Origin of the sequence: Brasilonema sennae CENA114 (assembly GCF_006968745.1) — a bacterium.
Taxonomy (GTDB): Bacteria; Cyanobacteriota; Cyanobacteriia; order Cyanobacteriales; family Nostocaceae; genus Brasilonema; species Brasilonema sennae.
The window spans coordinates 5,946,612-5,963,898 of sequence record NZ_CP030118.1 but is presented as its reverse complement, the minus strand read 5'-3'; the positions used below and the strand labels follow the sequence as shown (position 1 = coordinate 5,963,898).

Here is a 17,287-nt window from a genome sequence, read left to right as displayed (position 1 = left end):
TCCCTGCTATTATCACAGCATCTTTTCCAAAAACTGCTGGGCACGCTCGTTCTTAGGGTGGGAAAAGAACTCTTTAGGTGGGGCATCTTCGACCAAGTATCCCTCATTTAAAAATAAAATTCTGTCAGCAACTTCCCGCGCGAAACCCATTTCATGGGTGACAATAGCCATCGTAATCCCTGTTTGGGTAAGAGCTTTGATGACTTCCAACACCTCTTTCACCATTTCTGGATCAAGGGCGGAGGTGGGTTCATCAAACAACATTATTTCTGGCTTCATTGCTAAGGCTCGTGCGATCGCCACCCGCTGTTTTTGCCCTCCCGATAACTTAGAGGGATAAACATCCGCCTTTTCCTTTAAACCAACCTTTTCTAACAGTTTTAACCCTTCTTCTTCCGCCTTTACTCCAGGAACTTGCTTTACTTTTTTTGGCGCATACGTAACATTTTTTAGCGTCGTCATGTGAGGAAACAGATGGAAGTGTTGAAACACCATGCCGATATTCTCACGAATCTTCATGATGTTAGTTTTTGGAGCAGTAATATCAACTCCATTAATGTAAATCTTCCCAGCAGTCGGAACTTCAAGTAAGTTCATGCAACGCAAAAAAGTTGATTTACCCGAGCCAGAAGGACCAACAATAGCTACAACTTGTCCTTGTCTTATCTCAGTAGAGATTCCTTTCAAAATCTTGAGGTTTCCAAAGGATTTATGCAGTTGTTCGACTTTAACTGCAACATTGGAATTTTTGTTCAATTTCATGACTGTCAACAAAAAGGAGTGTAAGGGGGTAAGGGTGTAAAGGGGTAAGGGGAATTAATTAGTAAAGACACCAACCTACTCTTCTGTTAGAAGCACCCGAAGGGTAGCGTTATTTCTTCTACTCTAAGGTACTAGCTACTTTTGTTTTGTCACTCTGAGCAAAATCAAAGCAGGGGTAGCCTGAACTCTGTTGTATGTCATTTAACCACTATTGTTGCAAAAGTACGTAAAAATAAGGGTTTTGAATGATTTTCTGTTGAAAGTGACAAAACAGAGGTACAACAATCTTGTCAGCGTTTAAAGCTAAGACTTATGAATACCAATCTATTTAACCTCAAAGAGAAAGTTGTCATTGTCACGGGTTCAGGGAGAGGTTTAGGAAAATGTATGGCTAAAGGTTTAGCTGAATTCGGTGCAAAAGTCGTTGTAGGCGATTGCAACATAGAACAAGCCCAACAAACTGCTGAGGAAATCAATACTACTGGTACTGCTGCTGCGACTTATGTTGATATCTCTGTACGTCAAAGCTGCATTGACTTAATCAAATTCACAGTCAAAGAATTTGGACGGGTTGATGTCCTCGTACAACTCACTCGTGTCATGGCAGTAGAATGGGCATCGAAGAATATTCGTGTTAATGCAATCGCTCCTGGTTATTTTGAAAATATCATGAGTGGGGCTAATGTAGAACACACCCAACCAGAAAAACAGCAGCAGATTGTTACATTTACACCAATGGCTCGTCGTGGTAAACCAGAAGAACTGATTGGTCCGGTTGTGTTTTTAGCATCAGATGCATCGTCATACTTAACAGGCACTGTACTTTTTGTAGATGGTGGGTATACTGCTATATAGCTGTAATATATCGTGAAGCAGAAGCGAGAAGCGTGCATTTGTACTATATTTGTCTTTAGATGAGCGCAAAGCGTGAAACATGACTCAAACCTTAACCCCAAGCAAACCACCAATTGAAGGTTCTCATCTGGTTCTATATAACGTCAATTGGGAGATGTACGAGCAGCTGTTGGAAATTTTTGCCCAACGTCCAATACCCCGCATGACTTACTATCAAGGAACTCTAGAACTGATGACGCCTTTACCAGAACATGAAAGGTATGGTTGGACTTTCGGACGGCTAATCATTATTCTGTGTGAAGAACTTGGACTAGAAATTTTGGGGTTGAAATCGACAACTTGGCGTTCCAAACCAAAGGCTGCTGGTAAAGAAGCAGATGAATGTTTTTATATTCAAAATGAAGCTGTGATGCGAGGAAGAATAAAAATTGACCTCACAGTTGATCCACCGCCTGACTTGGCGCTTGAGATTGATATAACTCATTCAGCAATTGATAAGATGGCTGTTTATGCTGAACTGAAAGTGCCGGAAGTTTGGCGTTTCGCTAATGGTCAACTAACAATTCATATTTTGACAGAGGTTGGTTACATCGAATCTGAAACAAGTTTGGCTTTTGGCTCATTTCCTGTCAAAGAATTAGTGCAATTTATACAGCTAGATTCTCAAAAAGGAGAAAACGCTAGAATGAAAGAATTCAGATCATGGGTGCGTTCTCGTATCTAAGCCTTTGCAAATATATACATCCTACTCAAATTTTCATGGCAGTGTATTTTTATGGACAGCACAGCAGCTGATTTTAAAAATCAGTGGAATGCAGAACTCTACGATAGTAAGCATTCTTTTATCTCTGAACTTGTTGCGAATTTAGTAGAATTACTATCTCCAAAACCAGGAGAATGTATTCTCGACTTAGGTTGTGGAACAGGTCATTTAACTCATAAAATTGCGAGTAGTGGAGCAGAAGTGATGGGTATCGATAGCGCTCCTACAATGATAGAACAAGCTCGTAAGAACTATCCTCAGCTAGATTTTGATGTGGTAGATGCCATAAATTTACCATATACAGAAAAATTTGATAGTATTTTCTCTAATGCCGCACTTCATTGGATTAAAGAAGCAGAAGAAGTCGTTGTTGGTATAAATAAGGCATTGAAACCTGGTGGGCGATTTGTAGCTGAATTTGGTGGTAAGGGGAATGTAAACGCTATTGTTAGTGCTATTTATAACGCCTTACAAAAAGCTGGTTATTCCACTGATACAGCATTAAATCCTTGGTACTTTCCTAGCATTGGTGAATATGGAAGCTTGTTAGAAAAACATGGTTTTGAGTTAACTTATGCAACTCTTTTTGAACGTCTCACACCTTTGGAGGATGGCGAACAGGGTTTGCAAAACTGGCTCAAAATGTTTGCAAATAGCTTCTTTAATGGATTATCTACTGATGCTCATATAAATACCATTATCGATATTGAAAATCAGTTGCGTCCAAGTTTTTACAAAAACAATACCTGGAGCGCAGATTATAAACGTATTCGAGTTATTGCAGTTAAATTATGATGTAGCTTGAATAGACTTATCTGATTAAAAACGAAAGTATAAATCGATTAAAGATGACTTTTATTGTATCCCTGGAAACAAAAATTCAATCTTCCTTAAATTGAGACAAAATATCAGTGTTAAGATTTGCAACTTAAGAATGATGTAAGTTATATTAGCGTTTAATAGCCTATAAAGAACACCAGAGTTATACCATTTTAAAAAATGTTTGCGACAGATGCCCCACCCGCGAAGAAAGCGCACTCTTCGCAACTATTGGATAGGGTTAGGGAGGGGTTTTTGCTTGATTTGTTACATTCTTTTTTTAACTGGTATTATCTCTCCCTATATAGTGAATCGTCAGTTTTAGAAATCCTATGTCTGTTAATCTTGTTCAAGATAACGGTAGTAATACCAATCAAAACCATCATTCCATACAAATAGATGTTGCCTTCTTTATATTAAGGCTAAAAAATGGAATCTGGTTCTTTGGGATACCTTCTTTTCTTTTTGGGATTAGTGATAGAAGTATCACTGCCTTGGCTGATGGATATTTGTCTGTAGTAGAAATCATACAAATATTCACAGCTTCATTCTTTTTCTTGAGTTGGCTGTTTTTAAAACCAGAGCAGAGCTTTGATCTTAATGATGTAGATAGTGTTCAAAATTATTTAGAGCAATTTTATCTACGTCCGACGAGAGTCAACAATTTTGACTTAAGAAAGCGACATATCATTAGCCAGGAATATATTTTACCGTTTCCCTATGTCTGCCAAATTTACCATCTGTTAAATTTAAAACATTTGGAAACTATTCATAAATTCAGTCTGAATAACTTGAGAATCCTTAAAGTTAGCAATATCCAATCCACATCTCTTGGTGGAATTATCACATTTCAAACTCTCTTAGAGTCTCCAGTTAATCTTTTAAGAATTTGGAGACAGCCAATCGTTGAGGTGGATTTAATACTGCACACTCCATATACTGTAGAACTGAGTATTCCAGTTTACAGAAACAAAAGAATAACTGTTATGTTTTATGCCTACCCATCAACAGAGAATGCTCATCATTTCTTGATTGATATCTACAGCGATTTAGAGTGGCCAAAACCCATATTGCAGATTATATTGCATATTGCTTCTTGTTTGACATTGATTGAAGATTTGCCTTATTTACAAAAATTAGCTCAGAGAAACATAGGCAGTTTAATCAACAAACATAGGCAGTCTAATCACGAAACAATGTGGCTTTTTAATAGATTTGCTGAGCTACATGGTTCGAGTGTAGAAATGCCCAAATTGAAAAACTCAGAATACAGCTTGGACAATTAGTGGGGGATTCAAAGGCGTGATGTAATATCAAGTTCGCTTAATTGCTTATAAATAGTGAAGAACCCCACCCCGGTTTTGTCTGACGCCAAAATCTCCCCTCCCCGAACTCGCGGGGAGGGGATTAAGGGGAGCCAGCGCCGTGCGGGGGTTCCCCCCCGTTGAGGCGACTGGCGTGTGGGGTTCTTCCTAGAGCGAAAATTATAACTAATTAACCGAACCTGATAGAAACCACCAAAATTGAAATTTTGGTGTTCTTGACTGCTGAGTCATTCACACTCAGCAGTCGTTACTTATAAATCAGTAGTGGATTATGCTCGCCCTAACAGAGGAGCTGCAGCAAGCAGTGTTTTTGTGTAAGGATGTTGGGGATTGGCAAAAATCTGTTTCGTGGGACCAATTTCTACTATTTTTCCACTATTCATGACTGCAATCCGATCGCACAAAAAACGCGCTAACCACAAGTCATGAGTGATAAATAAATACGTTAACTCAAATTCTTCTTTCAACTCCAGCATCAAATCTAAAACTTGCGACTGCACGCTAGCATCTAACATACTCACTGGTTCATCACAAATGAGCAGTTTAGGACGAGTAATTAAAGCACGCGCGATCGCCACTCTTTGCTGCTGTCCACCAGATAAATCCGACGGATAACGTTCATAATAAACTCCTGGTGGTTTTAACCCTACTTTTTCCAGCATCGACAGCACCTGTTGTTTTGCGTTCGCTGCATCGGCTAGCTTGTGAATTAGCAAGGGGTCAGCTATACTTTGTCCTACGGTCATCGCTGGATTTAAGCAAGCATGGGGATCTTGAAAGACCATTTGCATTTGCCGCCTAGACGCACGAACTTGTTGGCGCGATAAATTTGTTAAATCCTGTCCCAAAAACTCGACTTTACCTGCTGTAGGACGAATAAGTTGCAATATTGTTCGTGATAGTGTGCTTTTTCCGCAACCTGATTCCCCAACTAATCCCAGAATTTCTCCTGGATAGAGTTCTAGGTTGATTCCATCCACCGCTTTAATCGTCTGATTTTGCCGTTTTAATAATCGCTCTACAAAGTTGGGTTCTAAGGTGTAATGTTGTTGTAATTCTAGGAGGCGCAAAATCGGTGATTGAGCTTGTGACGAGGAAAATCTTGTTCCCTGCTCTCTGCTCCCTGCTCCCTCCTCCCATACTTCATTCTCATCAACTGTCTGAATATGCAAAGCTGCTTTGAGGAGAGACTGTGTATATTCGTGTTGGGGATTCTGGAAGACAGTTTGGGAAGAACCCGTTTCAACCATTTTGCCGTTGTACATGACGCCAATGCGATCGCAATACTCAGCAACAAGAGCCAAATCGTGAGAAATTAACAGCAGTGCCATGTTTTCTTCCCCGCACAGCCGTGTGAGTTCCTGCAAAATTTGCGCCGAGACTGTGACATCTAAACTTGTAGTGGGTTCATCGGCGACAATTAACTTGGGGGAGAGAAGCAAGGCTAGGGCGATCGCCACCCTTTGTCGCATTCCACCGCTAAACTCGTGAGGATACTGACTCCAACGACTGGCGGGAATTTTAACCTTTTCTAAAGTCGCAATTGCTTTTTCTTTGGCTTGTTTGCTGGACAATTGCGGTGAGTGAGCTTTTAATGTCTCTAAACAGTGATTGCCAATCGTCATTAATGGATCAAGGCGCGTCATCGGATCTTGAAATATCAGCGCGACTGCTTCTCCTCGGAATTGACGCAACTGTTCTGGCGTCATCTCAAACACGGAACGCCCTTGAAATGTCACTCGTCCCTCAATTTGGCTTGAGGCTGGTAGTAACCGCATTGCTGCGCGTCCTAGAGTTGACTTACCGCAGCCTGATTCTCCAACCAATCCCATTCTTTCCCCTGGTTGCAGGATGAAAGACACATCATCTACTGCCCATTGGGTTTTTTCGTCGCTGCGATGAGGGTAAGCGACTCGCAAATTTTCAATACAAAATAAGGCTTCACTCATAATTACGCTATCAGATATCAGCTATTAGCTTTTGTTATGACATGACATATGTCAGGATTATTACCAGAGTATCTTTTAAGAACAACAATATAACTGAGAACGCACCAAGAATTCCAATCAGTATACGGAGAAATCACTTCTCACTTTTCTTTTGTGTTTTTAGATAAATATTTTATACTTATTTTTGCTTAGGTGAGTGGGAAGTTTTTTACCAGTCAAAAGTTCCAATTTCAAGGATTCTTGACTTATGACGCAATTTACAACAAGTTGTGCCAAGTAAATATGTAAAATGGACTACAAAATCTCAATAAATTTCCATGAGAAGAGTTTAAAAAAAGTTCAATATTTTTAAGTTTCAATTTTTAATTTTAATTTGTCATTTTTTCATAGGTTACGGCTCGTACTTCTGGTACTATTTATTGCAATATGGCATTACAGTATTTGATGAGAGTAGTCAGGCGATCGCCTATGGCATCAAGCCTACTTTTGGCAGTGGAAGCTTGCCGCGCTCCTTGGAAAAACATGACATCTATTTCCAACAGCCGCAGCTGCTTACTCATTTCTGTCTGATTTGACTGTAACTGACCCTCATCGTTACTGTTTGTGTCCAGATTAACTAAAGGGACAATCTGTTGCTGAAAAAATTGTTGCAAGGATTTCACACGCTGCGCTATTTCGGATGTATCTACTTTGGTAGTCATGACATCCGAATGCAATTGTTTCAGCAAAACCTTCAATGCGTGATATTTATCGCGAGTTAGAGACATCTAAGTTCTTCTTGAGATACTATTAAAGTCAAGGTAATGTCAAGAAACTTTTCAAATAGACCAAAATTTGTTAAATTTTATTACCGAATCTGTTGTCTCATATGAAAATTGGGGCTGGATTTGGCATTTTATCGATTTTATGATTTTGAGACACTCGTACTGGATAATTTGCACTCTTAGCCTTGGGGAATGTATTCGGCACACAAGGACGAAAGTGCAAGTCTCAGTAAGAGTTTGTTCATCCAATTTCTGACTTTACTATCAATCACCTAGCCACCCCTTATTCTATGAGCAGCACTGTACTTAGTTCCAAAATTGATGTTACGCTTCCAGAATGGTTACAAAGTTGCCTAAATGGGTCATATACAGTAGTAGGCACAGAAACTGAAGATGGCCGAAGGCAAAGCGACATGGCTTTAATTCGTCAAGCATTTGAATTTGCTTATCAGTTACATGAAGGTCAGTACCGTAAGTCAGGAGAACCATACATTTGTCATCCTGTAGCTGTTGCTGGAATTTTGAGAGACTTAGGCGGCAGTGCTGACATGATAGCAGCAGGCTTTCTCCATGATATAGTGGAAGATACCGATGTCACAATTGAAGAGATTGGACAGCGCTTTGGAAAAGAAGTGCAGCTCTTAGTAGAAGGTGTGACAAAGCTTTCTAAAATTAATTTTAAAAGTAAGACCGAAAGCCAAGCAGAGAACTTTCGCAGAATGTTTCTGGCTATGGCGCAAGATATCCGAGTGATTGTGGTGAAGTTAGCAGATCGTCTCCACAATATGCGGACTTTGGAATTCCTTCGTGATGAAAAACGCCGCGCAATTGCTTTGGAAACACGAGAAATTTTTGCTCCCCTGGCTAATCGCTTGGGGATCTGGCACATAAAATGGGAACTCGAAGATCTGGCTTTTAAGTACTTAGAACCAGAAGCTTACCGGCAAATTCAGGAGTATGTCGCTGAAAAACGAACGGCGCGGCAAGAGAGATTGACAAACATTGCCGAAACTTTACGGACTCGGGTAGAGGAAGCGGGGATCAAGTGTCTCGACATGAGTGGACGTCCGAAGCACCTCTACAGCATCTACCTGAAGATGCACAGGCAAAACAAAGAGTTTCACGAAATTTATGATTTAGCAGCACTACGGATCATTGTCAAGAGCAATGAGGAATGTTACCGTGCTTTAGCGATTGTTCATGATGTTTGCCGTCCAATTCCTGGTAGATTCAAGGATTACATAGGCTTACCTAAACCTAACCGCTACCAATCATTGCATACTGGGGTTATAGGTCCGTGGGGTCGTCCTCTGGAAGTGCAAATCAGGACAATAGAAATGCACCACGTCGCCGAGTATGGAATTGCAGCTCACTGGAAGTATAAAGAAACAGGAGGGTCCAACATTATCCACTGGACTCCATCAGATGAGAAGTTTACCTGGTTGCGGCAGCTGCTGGAATGGCAGAATGACCTCAAGGATGCTCAAGAATATTTGGAAAGCATCAAGGATAACTTATTTGAAGATGATGTTTATGTTTTCACACCTAAGGGAGATTTGGTTGCTTTAAATCCTGGTTCCACAACCGTAGATTTTGCCTATCGCATTCACACAGAAGTTGGGAACCACTGTGCTGGTGCAAAGGTAAATGGGCGGATGGTGCCACTTTCAACGCGACTGCAAAATGGTGATATTGTAGAGATTCTGACGCAAAAGAACGGTCATCCCAGTTTGGATTGGTTAAATTTTGTCAGAACTTCGGCGGCGAAAAATCGGATTAGGCAGTGGTACAAGCGATCACGCCGGGAAGAAAATATTGCCCGTGGACGGGAATTGTTGGAAAAAGAATTGGGGAGATCAGGTGTTGAAAACCTGATTAAGTCGCAACCCATGCAGATAGTAGCAGAGCGATGTAACTATCATTCTATGGAAGATTTACTCGCGGCTTTGGGTTATGGTGAGGTGACGCTAAATTTAGTCCTCAACCGTTGGCGAGAAATTGTCAAGGCGCAACAACCTGCGACAGATGCACCTCCAGTTCCTACGAAAGAATCAGCCTCAACAACCAAAGGTTTACGAGACACAACTCCAGGAACCTCACGCACAACTGACTCACCAATAGTTGGGGTAGAAGGATTAGTTCATTATCTAGCTAAGTGTTGTACTCCTCTTCCTGGAGAACCGATTATTGGTGTTGTCACACGAGGTAGAGGCATTTCGATTCATCGCCAGGGATGTCAGAATCTAGAGAGTGTAGAGTGCGATCGCCTCGTACCAGTCCATTGGAACTCACCAGGCGAAATCTACTCTCGTCCTACGACTTATCCTGTGAATATTCAGATTGAGGCTCTTGATCGCGTAGGAATCCTAAAAGATATTCTTTCACGCTTAAGTGACCACGGGATCAACGTACGTCATGCTCAGGTAAAAACAGCTACTAGTCAACCAGCATTGATTGACTTGGGAATTGAGATACGCGATCGACCACAACTCGAACAGATCTTTACTCAAATCAAAAAACTAAGCGATATTATCAACATTCGTCGTGTTGGTCAAATTGAAGAATAGTGAAATTAATAAATAATTCGTAATCTCTAGTGATTACGAATTACGAGTCAATCGACACTTTCGTATTTTGTTAAATCCCCCGGATTCCATCCGTGGGATATTCTGTGTTCTTCTTAAAGTACTTCGCGTCCCATGTAAGGTTGCAGCGCTTCTGGTATCCTTACCGTTCTATCCTCTTGTTGATAGTTTTCTAAAATCGCTGCCATTGTACGTCCCACAGCCAGTCCTGAACCATTGAGAGTGTGCACCAGTTGGGTTCCTTTCTTTCCACTTTCTTTGAAGCGAATTTGCCCGCGTCGCGCTTGATAGTCCAAAAAATTGGAACAACTAGAAATTTCTCGGTACTTTCCAGAAGAAGGAAGCCAAACCTCTATATCGTAAGTTTTCGCCGAGTGAAATCCTATATCCCCAGTACATAATTCTATGACTCGGTAAGGCAGTTGCAACGCCTGTAAAATTGATTCTGCATTGCCTAGCAATTTTTCGAGTTCCTCACTAGAAGTGCTGGGATGTACAAACTTCACGAGTTCAACTTTGTTGAATTGATGCAGTCGAATCAGTCCCCGCATATCCCGTCCATAACTCCCAGCCTCCCGGCGAAAACAGGGAGTATAAGCACAGTGGTAAATAGGCAAATCTTCAGAATTGAGAGTTTCACCACGATAGAGGTTGGTTACAGGAACCTCCGCCGTCGGCGTAAGCCACAAATCATCCGCCGCACATTTAAAGCTTTCTTCAGCGAACTTGGGCAATTGACCCGTAGCTGTCATAGACTCGGTATTAATCAAAAATGGGGGAATAACTTCCACATACCCTGCAGCTATCTGGCGATCAAGCATAAATTGGATTAATGCTCTCTCCAACTTGGCACCAGCACCTATAAGGGTGATAAAGCGACTTTGTGCAACTTTTACAGCTCTCTCAACATTAAGAATACCCAACTTCTCACCAATTTCCCAGTGGGGAAGAATGTTTGGGTTTTGGGGAAGATACTCATCACCCCAACGACGCACTTCTGGGTTATCTTCCTCACTCTTACCAACAGGTGTAGAGTCGCTTGGTAAGTTAGGAAGTGTGAGTAAAAGTTCTTCGATTTTGGCTGATAGCTCTTTTTCTTGAGGTTCCAGTGTGCCAATCTCAGCTTTGACAGAACTACCATTCTCACGCAACTCTTGAATTTCTGGTCCTTTGGGGTTGCAACCACCTTTTATCTTTTCCGGAATTAATTTCGCAATTTCGTTACTACGTGCTTGCAGTTGATTTCGCTTCGCTTCCAATTCGCGTTGTTGTTTATCCAACTCCAAAAGCGGCTGAATATCGTAGTCACCACCACGAGTCTTCAACCGTTCCTGAACCAATTGTGGATTGTCCCTTATTAATTTAATGTCCAGCACAGATCTATCCTAGTTTTTAGCCTAGTATTTTCTTTAGAGTTAACACTTCAAAATATAGTACTTCCGACTGGTGACAACTGCAAAAACTAAATAGCGGGAAAAAGTCAATGATCTGTAAAGATAAAGTGAACTTACCAATACCTCTCTACTTCATACTTTCTTGAAAAAACACAAGGAACAGGCAACGCCAAGGTGAGCGTCAGCGGCTCGACTGAGCGGAAGCTGAGCGGCGTCGTTCGCGTAGCGTCTCCGAAGGAGATAGCTTCGCCGAACGTCCGAACGGGAATAGGCAACAGGGGAAATGGTGCTTTTTTAAGGCTGTTGCTAGCGATTTTCAAAGCGAAGCGTCAGAGGTTGAGTTCATTCTGGTGAATCATTCATCTGTCTTAGTTACAGCAACAGCCTCTTGACTTATTTGTGAGTGCTCAACTACAACACTCTTGGTTGTCTTGTTGGTATTGTACGGACTCCCCGGCGAAAATTGCTCCTCATTTTTAGAATTTGTCGGTGCTGGTAGCCAATAGCCAAGTATGCCTGTTAAGCCACCCCAGTAAAGCGCTTGGTTGTCCTGAGGTTTATTAGCAATCAGCTTGAAAGTACACAACCCAAGCACTACAGTACTAAAGAAAACTTGTACGGCAAATGTCCATGTTTGATGATTTTTCATAAGATTTGTATAGAAAAACTTTAATTTAGTTTTTTTGTGTACTTTGATATCACTAAAAAGCAAGATGGTTATCTAAGTCACTCTGTAGTAAGATTCAACTTAAGCACTTGCACTTTCGCAAAACTCTGATAAAATTTTTGCAAAATTCTTCAAATAATTAGTAGTTGGTCATTCCAGCAATCCAAAGTGAACAACGAATGATCAACTAGGAACTACGCTCAGACTGAGGTTTGGAGATGCGGTAGAGTATCCAAATTGACGCGACAAGCCCCCCAAAATGGGCTGTAACCGTATTCGTGTTTGCTTGGACAACAAACATGTCTAAGGGTTGGATACTCCGGCTAGGGTCGATCTGGGTGATTACTCCAGCACCCAATTGCGGTAAAGTCAATGACTTTGTGACTAGAGTCCCAACAATGATTTGCGCTCCCAACAGAGTCACCAGCATTCCTACTAAATGCACCACAATTGCAAAGCGTACAACTTGAACAGTTTCAACTTTGCGCGGGCGGTTATTAGAATTTGAGGATTCTAGGCGTAGCCCAAGTCTGGTGTAACGGAAAGCTATATAGATACCTATTGCTAAGGCAACAAGCCCAGCAACGGCAAAAATAGCGCCAAACCCAGTTCCAGGGTTACTACTACTATTGGCACCTCTCTGACTAAAGACTGCGAACAGCAAAATAACCCCGGAAACAACACCTAGCACTAATTGAATCCAGAAGCTAATCCATCCTGTAAGGCGAAATACTTGGGCAATTGCCCGGAGTGTAGACAAATCTGACATACTGATCACCATTTGTGCTGAGGGCTTGATAAATTTACTATCATACTTAGTAAGTGTGATAAAAGTATTTCTAGTAAACAAATTCCGTACTTTAAACTTTTTTGAGTGTGTCCACTATTCACAATGCTTGAAAAAAAATATGATAGTTTGCTTAATCTTTAAGCAAAAACTATAGGAAAATTACTGTCTAGCAAAGTTTTGATTAAGTTTTACATAAATACCGCATTTTCCCTTTAAAATTGCTTAGACGGTATTTTATGCTTAAGCAATCCTTATGCCCTTGGCATTACTTAACACTCTTCGATTGCAGCATAGCCGTTGTAAAATCGCTCCTCAATACAATGTCAGAAGCTTGGGTAGAGATACAAAAATTTGTATCCCTATAGTTGGTGCATCGGTTCCACTTTAATAAAGTGTGAAATCTGTCTCATGTTATTTTTACCCTTTGGTGATCCGGCCTAAGCAGTGCTATGTACTCCTTTCAGTAGTGTAGTATTATATACTGTTTTTTTCTGATTGTCAGCTCGACCCTTAGGCATTTTTAATCATTGATTAACCATGAAACTTGAGGATATATATCACTTCTTTGAAAATCCTCCGCCAACTTACCTTTGTCAGGAACTCGCTGTTTGTTATATAGTGTATCTTTTGTCACAAAGCGAATCCTATGGAACGGAGTTGATTCAACGACTGGAAACTGAATATCCAACCTATCGGCTTTCAGATACTGTGCTTTACAGTGCAATTAAATTTCTCGAAGACCAGAAAGCAATTACTGGGTACTGGAAAAAGCTAGAAGGACGGGGACGTCCTAGGCGAATGTACCAAGTCTCTCCAGAATGGCAATTTAAAGCACAGGATTTAGCTCGCTTATGGCAACAGTACATCAGCGGGAGAACAAGTTAACGAATAATTCATAATGAATAAATCACCACCTGTGAAACACTCATAATTTAGTTTATGGATACTGCTACTCTAGCATCCACGTTGCTGCTCACTTTTTTATTATCGGTTGGGCTATTTTTCTTTATTCGTGCCTCTACCAAAGATCGTACAAAAACCACACAACTGGTTTGCGAGCAAGACGAAGCTACTTTAATGCCTCAATTAAAGGAGTATTTTCAAACACGGTCTTACCGAGTAGCAGCGGTCGATCCGAAACAAAACCAGGTAACTTTTGAAGGCACTGTTAGACCAAGCTGGTTTTTAGCTGTGTTTTTAACAGTTTTAGCAGCTATTGGTCTTGTGTGTCTATCACTGGTTTTGTCTCTAGTTTTTCCCAACCTCAGTACAGTTTTTCTTGGGATGGTGCTGATATCACCTTTGAGTGGTGTTTTTTATTGGCGCAAAGCCGCCAAACTTGAAAAGGTGTCGCTGAAGGTAGAAACAGCCGACGAAAGCGACCAACACTCTCCAACTCAAATAACACTAACAGCCCATCGAGATGAAATCATCGAGTTACAAAGGACATTGGGATTAAAAAGTTCGCAATAGCTGCTACGAGGACGGCTGGCTAAAAACTCTTCCCAAGTAAGGGACAGATGAAAGCCACCCCCTCAGCAACTACCCTGATGCTAGACTCTTGTCTTACGATTATTTGTATAGCGTCAGATAAACTATTGGCTTTAATACCAATTCTAGGACTTACGGATACTCTACCAATTCTTGGCGTTCTAGCCTATGGCTGACGCCACGCCTTACGGTGAGTCCAGCGCTGCGGGAGGGTCTCCAACGCCAGATACCTACGGAGGGAGACCCTCCTGCAGTACTGGCTCCTCAGCAGGTGACTGGCGAACCCGGAGGGCTATCGGCACGCCGCTGAGTCCTAAGGGGACACGCTACGGGAACGCGTCTAAGGCGTCTTTGTCTTGGCGGTGTGTGCCGCATGCGCACACTACGCGTTGCAAGAGCGTAGGCGTGCAGGAGATACGAGAAATTTAGCTGATTGAGCGATTTTTGCGTAAGTCCAAAACTCAATATAAGGCTACAGAAAACTGTAAAATCTTGCCAACAGAAGCACTCTGGCTCTAGAAAGTGGTTTAATCTTTGAAGCTATTAACATCTCAAATCTTGTAAAACAAGCTAGGGACAAGCAGTCCCAAAGTCACGCGCGTAAGGATTGGTGACTTCGACTCATGCCGCCCTTGATCGCTGCATGAGCAAGCTACGAGGTTTAGCCTAGAATCCCAAGGCTGAATCCAAATGAGCGACAGCGAAATTTGGATAGCCCAGGGAGTGTCAAAACTTTTAACAATAAGAAATGGAATAGAGAGAGGAGGTAAAACGATTCTAGATCTGTAGCTTTTCTCCACAAGTTGTTGAAAAAAGCTATATCGCTTGAAGCTGCGTGCCAAAGCTTTGATCAGAACAGGTTCGCTGTATCCTCACTCCCACGTACGTTTTCACACCTAATACTCAACTTATACAAACACAAAGTTTGATTAAAGTTGATAGTCTTAAAGACAAAATTGCTAGCTTAACACTGGCAAGTCAGCTACATTCTTAAAAAAAAATGAAACTTAAAAAAAAACTAGCAATTTCGGTTGTTAATGGTTGTCAGGAGCTAAATTCAAACTCTATGATCACCATATGTTAGTTTAACGACTAGCAACAGCCAGTGACTCCTGACCTGGAGGGGCTTCGAGTACCCTCAGGCTAGGAAATAAAAAGTGATTTTCTTCAACATATTGAGCTCCAAACAGCCCCTTTTCAGCCCAGAAATAACGGTCTGTTGTGTGTTCGTTTCGCTTTACAAGTAGCAAAGCGGGTGGCAAGATTCCCTCAGCTTGAATGAATTTTCTAGCTGCTGTCACAGGCTTATCTTCACCGCTTTCAATGCTAAATTGAGGCACATGCTCTAAAATTCGCCGCCCTTCTTGGCGACGACGACTCTTTCTCTTGCGTCTTCTTGCCAACCTTCCTTACCTCCTCTAACAAGCGATAGATTGTAGTGATAGCTACAAAATCCGTCGTAATTATAAAAGTTCTAGTTCAAAAATTCAATAGTTTTTAACCTTTTGATACAATCCGATTAATTTATTTTTTTGTATAAAAACCAAAAGCGTTGAACAATATAATTCCTTGGAACGAACTGTTAGTTGCAAGATTCAGTTAAGCTTTGTTAAATAGGAAAAGCCAACTTTTGTTTCTTTTCGTCCGTATAGTCTGTCATTTAAAACAAGGACTGAGAAATGTTAATGTCTACCAGTTCTGAGTTTGTTGCTCTATGCCGAGAGCAATTGGCACTGTTAGCTCAAGGGCTGGAAGCATCTTTGAGCGTTGTTTATTTAACGCAAGAATTCATAGAGGCTTCGACAAGTGAAGCGAAGCTGATTCCTGTGGTAGTTTATCCAGAAACAGCAGTGGAACAGCACTTAGCTAGTGCTTTGGTATTGCCCACCTCAATACCTATTTCAAATCCTAATTGGGCTTCGTATCGTTCCGCCTCTGTCACGTTGGATAAAACACTGTATTCTCGTACGGGTGATGTGTTCAACCAGAAACACAACCGCAATAACCTTCGGTTATTGAAAGCAGCAGAGGATTTTCCCGCCCGATCGCAAGAAAGTGCCACAGGAGATACAGCACCACCGCATTCAACAGAGGGAGAAGAATATTTATTCAAAGGCGACCAAATTGTTTTACCTCTTGTTCATGAAGATGTGATGATGGGTTTGCTCGTCACAGTCAGAGAAGACCGAGTATGGAATGAACAAGAAAGGAGTCAAATAGAACGAGTTGCCCAAACACTATGCCTTGCCTGTATTTTGGATCAGCGTCGAGCATGGTTGCACCAGCAATTGCAACAACAACAAATTTTTCAAGAAAAACAGCAAGATTTACTAGATAATTTATTGCATCAGCTTCGTAACCCATTAACAGCATTGCGTACCTTTGGCAAACTGTTGCTAAAGCGACTGCGACCAGGCGATGCTAACCGCGAGGTAGCAACTAGTATTGTGCGGGAAAGCGATCGCCTCAAAGAATTGTTGCAACAGTTGGATGAAGTTATTGACTTGAGTGCAGAAGATTTAGACCCATTAAGGTTACCGCAAAAAGAAGTGCTTGTGGAAGCAAACGTACAAAAAGATTTCATAGCACCGCTCTTGTTGCCCGGTGCAGGAGAGAAAGAAGTTAATTGTTCTGTAGTAAATATCTTGGAACCATTGTTAGTATCAGCCAGAGCTATTGCTCAAGAAAGAAATTTGCAACTCATATCCGAAATTCCCCGTAACTTACCTCTGGTACGCGCTAACACCAAAGCATTACGAGAAGTACTCAGCAATATCATTGACAATGCTTTAAAATATACTCCCACTTGCGGCAAAATTTTGATCCAAACCAGACAAGAAAAACTTCATTTTCAGGGAATCGCCATTAGTGACACTGGTCCTGGTATTCCACCACAAGATTTACAGCATCTTGGAGAGCGTCATTACCGAGGTGTTCAAGCTCAAACCGAAATTCCTGGCACGGGATTAGGATTATCAATTGCCAAACAGCTCATACAACAAATGCAGGGCGAAATACAAGTTTTTAGCCCTGCTTTAACTTCGCTTAGCTCATCACCTGATGCACCAGGAACGACTTTTATTATTTGGTTACCTGTTGCTAATAGTAAGTCCTGATTACTTA

General features: G+C 41.4%; 15 protein-coding genes. 8 read left to right on the top strand and 7 right to left on the bottom strand.

What is annotated here, in order from left to right; all coding sequences use genetic code 11:
* Nucleotides 1-12: 12 nt before the first annotated feature.
* On the bottom strand, nucleotides 13-762 hold the full coding sequence (locus DP114_RS24950; protein ID WP_169264607.1) for an amino acid ABC transporter ATP-binding protein: 750 nt from the start codon (nucleotides 760-762) through the stop codon (nucleotides 13-15).
* Between the two features lie 312 nt (nucleotides 763-1,074).
* Between DP114_RS24950 and DP114_RS24945 the strand changes: the two genes are divergently transcribed.
* From DP114_RS24945 to DP114_RS24930, 4 genes are all read left to right on the top strand, one after another.
* A complete protein-coding gene (locus DP114_RS24945; protein WP_171977394.1) occupies nucleotides 1,075-1,617 on the top strand; it encodes an SDR family NAD(P)-dependent oxidoreductase in 543 nt (180 codons plus the stop codon).
* A gap of 79 nt (nucleotides 1,618-1,696) precedes the next feature.
* Nucleotides 1,697-2,341 (top strand): Uma2 family endonuclease, encoded by a 645-nt coding sequence (locus DP114_RS24940; RefSeq protein WP_169264609.1) that lies wholly within the window; start codon nucleotides 1,697-1,699, stop codon nucleotides 2,339-2,341.
* A gap of 51 nt (nucleotides 2,342-2,392) precedes the next feature.
* Nucleotides 2,393-3,175: a class I SAM-dependent methyltransferase gene (locus DP114_RS24935; protein WP_169264610.1), complete on the top strand. Its 783-nt coding sequence runs from the start codon at nucleotides 2,393-2,395 to the stop codon at nucleotides 3,173-3,175.
* 356 nt (nucleotides 3,176-3,531) lie between these two features.
* Entirely contained in the window at nucleotides 3,532-4,485 is a 954-nt protein-coding gene (locus tag DP114_RS24930) for a hypothetical protein (protein ID WP_171977393.1), read from the top strand.
* Between the two features lie 308 nt (nucleotides 4,486-4,793).
* Here DP114_RS24930 and DP114_RS24925 read toward each other — a convergent pair whose 3' ends face one another.
* The gene (locus tag DP114_RS24925) at nucleotides 4,794-6,473 is read right to left on the bottom strand and encodes a dipeptide ABC transporter ATP-binding protein (RefSeq protein WP_171977392.1); all 1,680 of its coding nucleotides are present in this window, start codon (nucleotides 6,471-6,473) and stop codon (nucleotides 4,794-4,796) included.
* Nucleotides 6,474-6,889: 416 nt separating this feature from the next.
* A complete protein-coding gene (gene patD / locus DP114_RS24920; RefSeq protein WP_169264613.1) occupies nucleotides 6,890-7,240 on the bottom strand; it encodes a heterocyst frequency control protein PatD in 351 nt (116 codons plus the stop codon).
* Nucleotides 7,241-7,527: 287 nt separating this feature from the next.
* On the opposite strand from patD, the gene DP114_RS24915 reads away from it, so the two are divergent.
* Nucleotides 7,528-9,804, top strand: coding sequence for a RelA/SpoT family protein (locus DP114_RS24915; RefSeq protein ID WP_169264614.1), 2,277 nt, complete (start codon nucleotides 7,528-7,530; stop codon nucleotides 9,802-9,804).
* A 113-nt stretch (nucleotides 9,805-9,917) separates the two neighbouring features.
* Here the strand turns inward: DP114_RS24915 and serS are convergent, their stop codons facing one another.
* The 3 genes from serS to DP114_RS24900 form a co-directional block, all read right to left on the bottom strand.
* Complete coding sequence (gene serS, locus DP114_RS24910; RefSeq protein ID WP_171977391.1) at nucleotides 9,918-11,198, bottom strand: serine--tRNA ligase; 1,281 nt, start codon at nucleotides 11,196-11,198, stop codon at nucleotides 9,918-9,920.
* A 373-nt stretch (nucleotides 11,199-11,571) separates the two neighbouring features.
* The gene (locus DP114_RS24905) at nucleotides 11,572-11,865 is read right to left on the bottom strand and encodes a hypothetical protein (RefSeq protein ID WP_169264616.1); all 294 of its coding nucleotides are present in this window, start codon (nucleotides 11,863-11,865) and stop codon (nucleotides 11,572-11,574) included.
* Nucleotides 11,866-12,070: 205 nt separating this feature from the next.
* Nucleotides 12,071-12,652 (bottom strand): DUF3611 family protein, encoded by a 582-nt coding sequence (locus DP114_RS24900; RefSeq protein ID WP_169264617.1) that lies wholly within the window; start codon nucleotides 12,650-12,652, stop codon nucleotides 12,071-12,073.
* A 558-nt stretch (nucleotides 12,653-13,210) separates the two neighbouring features.
* Here DP114_RS24900 and DP114_RS24895 point away from each other — a divergent pair.
* Entirely contained in the window at nucleotides 13,211-13,558 is a 348-nt protein-coding gene (locus DP114_RS24895; protein ID WP_169264618.1) for a PadR family transcriptional regulator, read from the top strand.
* Nucleotides 13,559-13,612: 54 nt separating this feature from the next.
* The gene (locus DP114_RS24890; RefSeq protein ID WP_169264619.1) at nucleotides 13,613-14,146 is read left to right on the top strand and encodes a cofactor assembly of complex C subunit B; all 534 of its coding nucleotides are present in this window, start codon (nucleotides 13,613-13,615) and stop codon (nucleotides 14,144-14,146) included.
* A gap of 1,103 nt (nucleotides 14,147-15,249) precedes the next feature.
* Here DP114_RS24890 and DP114_RS24885 read toward each other — a convergent pair.
* On the bottom strand, nucleotides 15,250-15,567 hold the full coding sequence (locus DP114_RS24885; RefSeq protein WP_048872001.1) for a DUF3155 domain-containing protein: 318 nt from the start codon (nucleotides 15,565-15,567) through the stop codon (nucleotides 15,250-15,252).
* Nucleotides 15,568-15,843: 276 nt separating this feature from the next.
* Here DP114_RS24885 and DP114_RS24880 point away from each other — a divergent pair, with 276 nt between their 5' ends.
* Entirely contained in the window at nucleotides 15,844-17,280 is a 1,437-nt protein-coding gene (locus DP114_RS24880) for a sensor histidine kinase (RefSeq protein ID WP_171977390.1), read from the top strand.
* Nucleotides 17,281-17,287: the final 7 nt, after the last annotated feature.